Origin of the sequence: Nocardioides sp. (assembly GCF_016462705.1) — a bacterium.
Lineage (GTDB): Bacteria > Actinomycetota > Actinomycetes > Propionibacteriales > Nocardioidaceae > Nocardioides.
Genome location: NZ_JAEMSS010000254.1, coordinates 1 through 4,640, shown reverse-complemented (window position 1 = coordinate 4,640; position 4,640 = coordinate 1). Strand labels below are relative to the sequence as shown.

3 protein-coding genes and 1 pseudogene are annotated in these 4,640 nt (G+C 73.7%); 2 read left to right on the top strand and 2 right to left on the bottom strand.

The window, feature by feature from the left end; all coding sequences use genetic code 11:
* Nucleotides 1–104: 104 nt before the first annotated feature.
* Complete coding sequence (locus JHD21_RS20785; protein WP_292679294.1) at nucleotides 105–719, bottom strand: TetR family transcriptional regulator; 615 nt, start codon at nucleotides 717–719, stop codon at nucleotides 105–107.
* 3 nt (nucleotides 720–722) lie between these two features.
* Nucleotides 723–3,041, bottom strand: a complete 2,319-nt coding sequence (locus tag JHD21_RS20780; protein WP_292679291.1) for an arylsulfatase — start codon at nucleotides 3,039–3,041, stop codon at nucleotides 723–725.
* A gap of 76 nt (nucleotides 3,042–3,117) precedes the next feature.
* On the opposite strand from JHD21_RS20780, the gene JHD21_RS20775 reads away from it, so the two are divergent.
* Both JHD21_RS20775 and JHD21_RS20770 read left to right on the top strand, forming a co-directional pair.
* Entirely contained in the window at nucleotides 3,118–4,386 is a 1,269-nt protein-coding gene (locus JHD21_RS20775) for an MFS transporter (protein ID WP_292679288.1), read from the top strand.
* A 12-nt stretch (nucleotides 4,387–4,398) separates the two neighbouring features.
* Nucleotides 4,399–4,640: pseudogene (locus JHD21_RS20770) on the top strand (hypothetical protein); the annotation flags it as partial.

Genomic DNA, 4,640 nt, shown 5'->3' with positions numbered 1-4,640 from the left:
TAGCGCGCCTCGTTCGGGACGAGGAGGCCGCAGGTTCAAATCCTGTCAGCCCGACCATTTCTCCTCACGCGTGAACCCTCGGCCAGATGCTGGCCGGGGGTTCGTCACGTCCGGGGCCCAGCACTCCCGCGTCCCGGCCCGAGGTGGGCGAAGGCCTGGTCCACGGTCGCCGGCAGGGAGTGGCGCGGGGACCGCAGCCAGTCGCCGAGCGCCGTGCGCCAGACGGCGGTGTAGGCGGCGGCGACCGCCCGGGCGCGGGCGTCAGGCTCGGGGAGGCCGCGCCGGCGGGCCAGGCCGGCGGCCAGGGTCTGCTCCCATGCCGCGGTGGTGTCGGCGTTGCGGCCGCGCAGTGCAGCCGAGCTGCGCAGCGCCCGGGCCCGCAGCAGCACCCGCTCCCGCTCCGGCTCGAACGACTCCGCCATCGCCACCAGCACCCGGGCCGCCGCCGCGTGGTCGTCGTCCTGGTCGGGGACGGCGTCGACCAGCTCGGCCAGCTGTTCGCGGCGTTGCTGCCACCCCATGTCCAGGACCTCGTCCTTGGCGGTGAAGTAGCGGAAGAACGTGCGCGGCGACACCCCCGCCGCGTCGGCGACCGCCTCGATGGTGGTGGCGTCGTAGCCCTGCTCGGCGAACAGCCGCAGGGCGGCGTCCTCCAGCGACCGGCGGGTCGACTGCTTGTGCCGCTCCCGCAGGCCCCCGTCCGTGGCTGCGCTGGTCATTGGCTAGTCACCGGCCACCCCGGCCCGCACCCGGGTGGCGCGCTCCTCGTCCGTCTCGGTCCGGCGGCCGCTGCGCAGCTCGACCCGGCGCAGCTCGCCGGTGAACTCGAACGGCGGGCGGTAGTCCGGGGAGACCGACAGCCCGCGGTCCCGGCCGATGAGGAGCCCGGCCCCGGCCGTCGAGAGGTGCGGCAGGAACATCGTGCCCGGCACCTCCGCGTCCGCCACCAGGTCGCCGTCGACGCGCAGCTCGGCACGGGCGGCCCGGCCGCCGCGCGCCGCGACGTACGCGAGCTCGACGGTGTGGGCGCCGGGGGGCACCCGCTGCTCGGCCGCGACCCGGGTGGTCGCGTCAAGCAGCGCGAACGTCGCCACCGGACGGCCGTCGAGCAGGTGCAGCCCCCACCCTCCCTGCCGGTCGCCGAGGGCGGCGACCACGCCCTCGGCCCCGGCGTCCGGGACGGTGAGCTCCGCGCTCAGCACGAAGCCGCCTCCCGTCGGGGGGAGCTGCGCCTCGGCCACGGGTCCGCCCCCGGGGCCGTAGACGCCGACCGACGGCGGGGGGTACTCGCCCGGGTGCAGGTGCGCCAGCGAGTCCGGGAACTCGAAGAGCGGGAGCACCTGGTTGCGGCCGGCCTCGGCCCACCACAGCCCCTCGAGCCTCCGGACCGTGCCCGGTTGCTCGTCGGCCAGGTCGGTGCTCTCCGAGAAGTCGGTCCGGAGGTCGAACAGCGACCACCGGTCGGTCGCGTGGTCGAAGCTCCCCTCGAGGTGGTCGCGCTCGCCGAACTGGTTGGCCACGTGGTCGGTCACGGCCATCCACCCGTCGGCGTAGACGCCGCGGGAGCCCATCATCTCGAAGTACTGGAGGTGCCGGTGCTCGGTCGCGTCGGGCTCGGTGATGCTGTCGAGGAAGGACGCCCCGTCCAGGGGCTGCTGGGTGACGCCGTCGACGACCGCTGGAACCGGGATGCCGGCGGCCTCGGCGATGGTCGGCAGCAGGTCGGTGACGTGGGTGAACTGGCTCCGTACGGCGCCGGGGTCCGGCACCCGGGCCGGCCAGCGCAGGACCAGCGGCGTACGCACCCCGCCCAGCCAGGCGTACCGCTTCCACAGCCGCAGCGGGGTGTTGCCGGCCCAGGCCCACCCCCACGGATAGTGGTTGTAGGCGTCCTGGCCGCCGAGGTCGTCGATGCGCTCGAGGGAGGTCGCCTCGTCCTCGTGCAGCCCGAGCCAGCCGGCCGCCTCGTTGAGGGTCCCGGCCGGGCCACCCTCGGCACTGGCGCCGTTGTCCGAGAGGACCATGACCACGGTGTTGTCGTCGAGGCTGCGGTGCTCGAGGAAGTCGAGGAGCCGGCCGAGGTGGTGGTCGGTGTGCGTCATGAAGCCGGCGTAGACCTCCATGTAGCGGGCATAGAGCCGCCGCTGGTCAGCCGACAGGTCGTCCCAGGCGGGGACCCACGAGGGCCGCGGCGTGAGCACGGTGCCGTCCGGCACCACGCCGTCGGCGACCTGGCGTGCGAAGGTCTCCTCCCGGTAGGCCTCCCACCCGCCGTCGAACCGGCCCCGGTAGGGCGCCACCCACTCCGGGGCGACCTGGTGGGGCGCGTGCGCGGCGCCGGTGGCCAGGTAGCAGAAGAACGGCTTGCGGGCCTCGGCCTGCTGCTGGTCCTGGATCATCCGGATCGTCTGGTCGACGAGGTCCTCGGTGAGGTGGTAGCCCTCCTCGGGGGTCGCCGGCGGCTCGACGTGGGTGTTGTCCCGCACCAGCTCCGGCGCCCACTGGCTGGTCTCCGCGCCCAGGAACCCGTAGTAGCGCTCGAAGCCGAGCCCGAGCGGCCAGCGCTCGAACGGTCCGGCCGCGGAGTACTCGGTGCGCGGGGTCAGGTGCCACTTGCCGACGGCCATGGTGTTGTAGCCGCCGTCGCGCAGGACCCGAGCCATCGTCGCCGCCGACGGGGGGATCCGCCCGGTGTAGCCCGGGAAGCCCATCGCGGCCTCCTGGGTGACGCCCATCCCCACGGCGTGGTGGTTGCGCCCGGTCAGCAGCGCGGCACGGGTCGACGAGCAGACCGAGGTCACGTGGAAGCGGTGGTAGCGCAGCCCGCCCTGCGCGAGCGCGTCGATGTTGGGGGTCTCGATCGGGGAGCCGAAGCAGCCGAGCTGGGAGAAGCCCACGTCGTCCAGGACGATGACCAGCACGTTGGGAGCGCCCTCGACGGGACGGGGGTAGCCGACCGCACGGCTCTGCGAGTCGGCCACCCGGTCGCTGATCCGCTGGGAGGTCGGCAGGTGGTCGCCGCGGCGCGGCCTCGCGTCCATGGCCGCGACCCTAGGGTCGTGCGACCAAAGTGGCAACCCATTGACATCTGACACTCGGGTGTCAGAACCTGACCGGGTGCGGACAGCGGCGGAGCGGGGTCTCGTGCCGCCCATCGCGATCCTCTTCGGGCTCAACCTTGTCGACGAGCTCGACCGCCTGGCCTTCGCGGCGCTGACGCCGGAGCTCCGGGACGCCTTCGGCCTCACGGACTCCCAGGTCGTCGCGATCGGTGCGCTGGCCGGGCTCTGCATCATGCTCGGTGCGCTCCCGGTCGGCTGGCTCGGTGACCGCTATCCACGGATGCGCGTCGTCGTCCTGATGGCGCTGCTCTGGAGCGCCATGTCGGTGCTGACAGCGCTCGCCTGGGCGGTCTGGGTGCTGGTCGTGGCGAGGGCGCTCTCCGGAATCGCCCGGACCTCGAGCGAGGTCGTGCACCCCAGCCTTCTCGTCGACTACTACGAGCCGCGGGCCCAGCCGCGGGCGTTCCGGATCCACCGCCTGGCCGCGCCGATCAGCACGGCGTTCGCGCTCGTCATCGGCGGCGTCGGGGCGCTGGTGGGCTGGCGGTGGACCTTCGCCCTGGTCGCCGTGCCGACCTGGCTGCTCGTCCTGGCCGCGCTCAGCGTGCGCGAACCGCCCCGCACATCTCGGTCCGTCCTCGACCTGGGCGGCGGCGGGCCGGGGGTGTGGTCCGTCCTCCGCCAGGCGTTGCGGATCCGAACCCTGCGCCGGCTGTGGGGGTCGGCGTTCCTGCTGGGGGCCACCTTCATCGCCAACACCCAGCTGCTCTCCCTGTTCTTCGAGCGGGTGCACGGGTACGGCGCCTTCGGCCGCGGCGTCGTCCAGGGCCTTTACGGCATCGGCATGGTGGTCGGCATCCTGATCGGCGCCCGGATCGCCACCCGGATCATCTACCGCGACGACTGGGGGCGCCTCACCGTGCTCATCGGGGCCGGCGTCGCGGTGATGTCGGTCGCCCTGCTGCTGCTCAGCATCACCCCCTGGGCGCCGCTGGCGCTGGCCGTGTGTGTGCTGCTCGGCATCGGCATGGGCTCCTACCAGCCCGCGTTCTACCCCCTCCTGGCCCGGGTCGTGCCTGCGGAGACCCGCAGCCGGACGTTCGGCTGGACCCTGCTCGTCACCGGTCTCGGCGCCGGCCTCGCGGTGCCGCTGGCCCGGGTGGGCGAGCTCACGAGCTACCGGGTGACGTTCGCCGTCTTCGCGGCCAGCGTGCTGGCCGGAGCCCTGGTCATCGCCAGCGCACGCCGCAGCGTCGCCGCCGACATCACCGCCGCCGGGCACCCCGCCGAGCCCGGGAGCACGGCTCCGGCACCGTCGGTCTGAGAGACTGCCCGCATGGGTGACGACCAGGAACAGACTGGACCGTCGCTGGAGCCGCCGTCGCTGTTCCGGCGCAGGAAGAAGAAGGCTGCTCCGCCCAAGCCCCCGGCGGCCGAGCCCCCGGCGGCAGACGACAGCCCCACCACGATCCTCGACGACGTCGAGGCAGAGACCGCCGACGCCGTTCCTGAGGTTGTGCCTGACCCGGTCGCTGAGACCGCTCCTGAGACCGACGCCGAGCTGACCCAGCCGCTGGC

Bases quoted from the DNA above. Each gene is read 5' to 3' on its own strand.
- JHD21_RS20785 (WP_292679294.1), bottom strand. From the start codon at position 719: ATGACCAGCGCAGCCACGGACGGGGGCCTGCGGGAGCGGCACAAGCAG.
- JHD21_RS20780 (WP_292679291.1), bottom strand. From the start codon at position 3,041: ATGGACGCGAGGCCGCGCCGCGGCGACCACCTGCCGACCTCCCAGCGG.